The 3,739-nt window shown below is 49.5% G+C and carries 2 tRNA genes and 2 rRNA genes (1 of these 4 cut by a window edge); all 4 read right to left on the bottom strand.

Features of this window, described 5'->3' with window-relative positions:
• Positions 1-1,380 (bottom strand): 23S ribosomal RNA (locus ACTHTQ_RS11040); it reaches 1,611 nt to the left of the window's first position.
• A gap of 348 nt (positions 1,381-1,728) precedes the next feature.
• A tRNA-Ala gene (locus tag ACTHTQ_RS11045) sits at positions 1,729-1,804 on the bottom strand.
• Positions 1,805-1,809: 5 nt separating this feature from the next.
• Positions 1,810-1,886: transfer RNA gene (locus ACTHTQ_RS11050), tRNA-Ile, on the bottom strand.
• A gap of 105 nt (positions 1,887-1,991) precedes the next feature.
• Positions 1,992-3,532, bottom strand: a 16S ribosomal RNA gene (locus ACTHTQ_RS11055).
• Together the 16S and 23S rRNA genes with 2 tRNA genes alongside form the textbook arrangement of a ribosomal RNA operon.
• Between the last annotated feature and the right edge of the window lie 207 nt (positions 3,533-3,739).

Raw genomic sequence — 3,739 nt, forward strand, 5'->3', positions numbered from 1 at the left:
CCCATCGACTACGCATTTCTGCCTCGCCTTAGGGGCCGACTCACCCTACGCCGATGAACGTTGCGTAGGAAACCTTGGGCTTTCGGCGAGCGGGCTTTTCACCCGCTTTATCGCTACTCATGTCAACATTCGCACTTCTGATACCTCCAGCACACTTTACAATGCACCTTCATCGGCCTACAGAACGCTCCCCTACCATGCCAGTAAACTGGCATCCGCAGCTTCGGTTATAGATTTGAGCCCCGTTACATCTTCCGCGCAGGACGACTCGACCAGTGAGCTATTACGCTTTCTTTAAATGATGGCTGCTTCTAAGCCAACATCCTGGCTGTCTGGGCCTTCCCACTTCGTTTACCACTTAATCTATCATTTGGGACCTTAGCTGGCGGTCTGGGTTGTTTCCCTCTTGACAACGGACGTTAGCACCCGCTGTCTGTCTCCCGAGGAACCACTTGATGGTATTCTTAGTTTGCCATGGGTTGGTAAGTTGCAATAACCCCCTAGCCATAACAGTGCTTTACCCCCATCAGTGTCTTGCTCGAGGCACTACCTAAATAGTTTTCGGGGAGAACCAGCTATCTCCGAGTTTGTTTAGCCTTTCACCCCTATCCACAGCTCATCCCCGCATTTTGCAACATGCGTGGGTTCGGTCCTCCAGTACCTGTTACGGCACCTTCAACCTGGCCATGGATAGATCACTCGGTTTCGGGTCTACACCCAGCAACTGTTCGCCCTATTAAGACTCGGTTTCCCTACGCCTCCCCTATTCGGTTAAGCTCGCTACTGAATGTAAGTCGTTGACCCATTATACAAAAGGTACGCAGTCACACCACAAGGGTGCTCCCACTGTTTGTATGCATCAGGTTTCAGGTTCTATTTCACTCCCCTCCCGGGGTTCTTTTCGCCTTTCCCTCACGGTACTGGTTCACTATCGGTCGATGATGAGTATTTAGCCTTGGAGGATGGTCCCCCCATATTCAGACAGGATTTCACGTGTCCCGCCCTACTTTTCGTACGCTTAGTACCACCGTTGAGATTTCGAATACGGGACTATCACCCACTATGGTCAAGCTTCCCAGCTTGTTCTTCTATCTCGACAGTTATTACGTACAGGCTCCTCCGCGTTCGCTCGCCACTACTTGCGGAATCTCGGTTGATTTCTTTTCCTCCGGGTACTTAGATGGTTCAGTTCTCCGGGTTCGCTTCTCTAAGTCTATGTATTCAACTTAGGATACTGCACAGAATGCAGTGGGTTTCCCCATTCGGACATCGCGGGATCATAGCTTTATTGCCAGCTCCCCCACGCTTTTCGCAGGCTTACACGTCCTTCGTCGCCTATCATCGCCAAGGCATCCACCTGATGCACTTATTCACTTGACTCTATCATTTCAAGAACCTCTTTGACTTCGTTTGCCTACCCGTTGACTAGGGAAGCAAACTTGAAATTCCTACTTTGATAAAGCTTACTGCTTTGTTGTGTCTTAATCCTGCCTTTTGCGTTTCAGGATTAAGTCGATACAATCATCACCCAAATACTGTGTTTGTTTTCTTTTCTCTTATGAGAGATTTTTTATCCTTTGCAAAGAACAAAAAATCAAAACAAACTCATTGTCTTTGTTTGTTGATTTCGGCTTTCCAATTTGTTAAAGATCGATGCGTCGATATTCCACTTCGCAAATCAAAATAAGCTGCTAAGTATAGCAGGCTTCCTTTGATTTGTAAAGTTCTTGGTGGAGGCAAACGGGATCGAACCGATGACCCCCTGCTTGCAAAGCAGGTGCTCTACCAACTGAGCTATGCCCCCGTTCTTGGTGGGTCTGGGAGGACTTGAACCTCCGACCCCACGCTTATCAAGCGTGTGCTCTAACCAGCTGAGCTACAAACCCGGATTCTCTTCTTAAGCGAATCTTGTCTTCACTCAAGCTTTTCTCTTCCGCATCTTTTACAGTTTACCGATAAGTGTGAATGCATTAGACCTCTTCTTTCTCTAGAAAGGAGGTGATCCAGCCGCAGGTTCCCCTACGGCTACCTTGTTACGACTTCACCCCAGTCATGAAGCATACCGTGGTAAGCGGGCTCCTTGCGGTTACCCTACCTACTTCTGGTATCCCCCACTCCCATGGTGTGACGGGCGGTGTGTACAAGACCCGGGAACGTATTCACCGCAGTATGCTGACCTGCGATTACTAGCGATTCCGACTTCATGCACTCGAGTTGCAGAGTGCAATCCGGACTACGATCGGTTTTGTGAGATTGGCTCCACCTCGCGGCTTGGCTACCCTCTGTACCGACCATTGTATGACGTGTGAAGCCCTGGTCATAAGGGCCATGAGGACTTGACGTCATCCCCACCTTCCTCCGGCTTGTCACCGGCAGTCTCATTAGAGTGCCCAACTAAATGATGGCAACTAATGACAAGGGTTGCGCTCGTTGCGGGACTTAACCCAACATCTCACGACACGAGCTGACGACAGCCATGCAGCACCTGTGTTACGGCTCCCGAAGGCACTCCTCCGTCTCTGGAGGATTCCGTACATGTCAAGACCAGGTAAGGTTCTTCGCGTTGCATCGAATTAATCCACATCATCCACCGCTTGTGCGGGTCCCCGTCAATTCCTTTGAGTTTTAATCTTGCGACCGTACTCCCCAGGCGGTCAATTTCACGCGTTAGCTACGCTACTAAGCAATCAAGTTGCCCAACAGCTAATTGACATCGTTTAGGGCGTGGACTACCAGGGTATCTAATCCTGTTTGCTACCCACGCTTTCGAGCATGAACGTCAGTGTTATCCCAGGAGGCTGCCTTCGCCATCGGTATTCCTCCACATCTCTACGCATTTCACTGCTACACGTGGAATTCTACCTCCCTCTGACACACTCTAGTCACCCAGTTCAGAACGCAGTTCCCAGGTTAAGCCTGGGGATTTCACATCCTGCTTAAGTAACCGTCTGCGCTCGCTTTACGCCCAGTAATTCCGATTAACGCTTGCACCCTACGTATTACCGCGGCTGCTGGCACGTAGTTAGCCGGTGCTTATTCTTCAGGTACCGTCATCAGCTGTCGATATTAGCAACAGCCTTTTCTTCCCTGACAAAAGTCCTTTACAACCCGAAGGCCTTCTTCAGACACGCGGCATGGCTGGATCAGGCTTGCGCCCATTGTCCAAAATTCCCCACTGCTGCCTCCCGTAGGAGTCTGGGCCGTGTCTCAGTCCCAGTGTGGCGGATCATCCTCTCAGACCCGCTACTGATCGTCGCCTTGGTAGGCCTTTACCCCACCAACTAGCTAATCAGATATCGGCCGCTCGAATAACGCAAGGCCCGAAGGTCCCCTGCTTTCCTCCTCAGAGAATATGCGGTATTAGCTAATCTTTCGATTAGTTATCCCCCATTACTCGGTACGTTCCGATATATTACTCACCCGTTCGCCACTCGCCACCCAAGAAGCAAGCTTCTCTGTGCTGCCGTCCGACTTGCATGTGTAAAGCATGCCGCCAGCGTTCAATCTGAGCCAGGATCAAACTCTTATGTTCAATCTCTAACTTATAACTTCTGGTCTGCTTCAAAGAAACCGACAGGACAATGTCTAAAACATCATCTTGTCTGTCTTTCAAACAGTGTGAGGTCCAATGCACTCACACTTATCGGTAATCTGTTTTTTAAAGAGCGAATCGAATTATACAGTACATTTAGCAAATGTCAACCAAAATTATCGAAAATTTCAACCAACTGTGTTATAC

This window comes from Neisseria sp. P0020.S003 (assembly GCF_051957095.1).
Classification (GTDB): Bacteria; Pseudomonadota; Gammaproteobacteria; order Burkholderiales; family Neisseriaceae; genus Neisseria; species Neisseria subflava.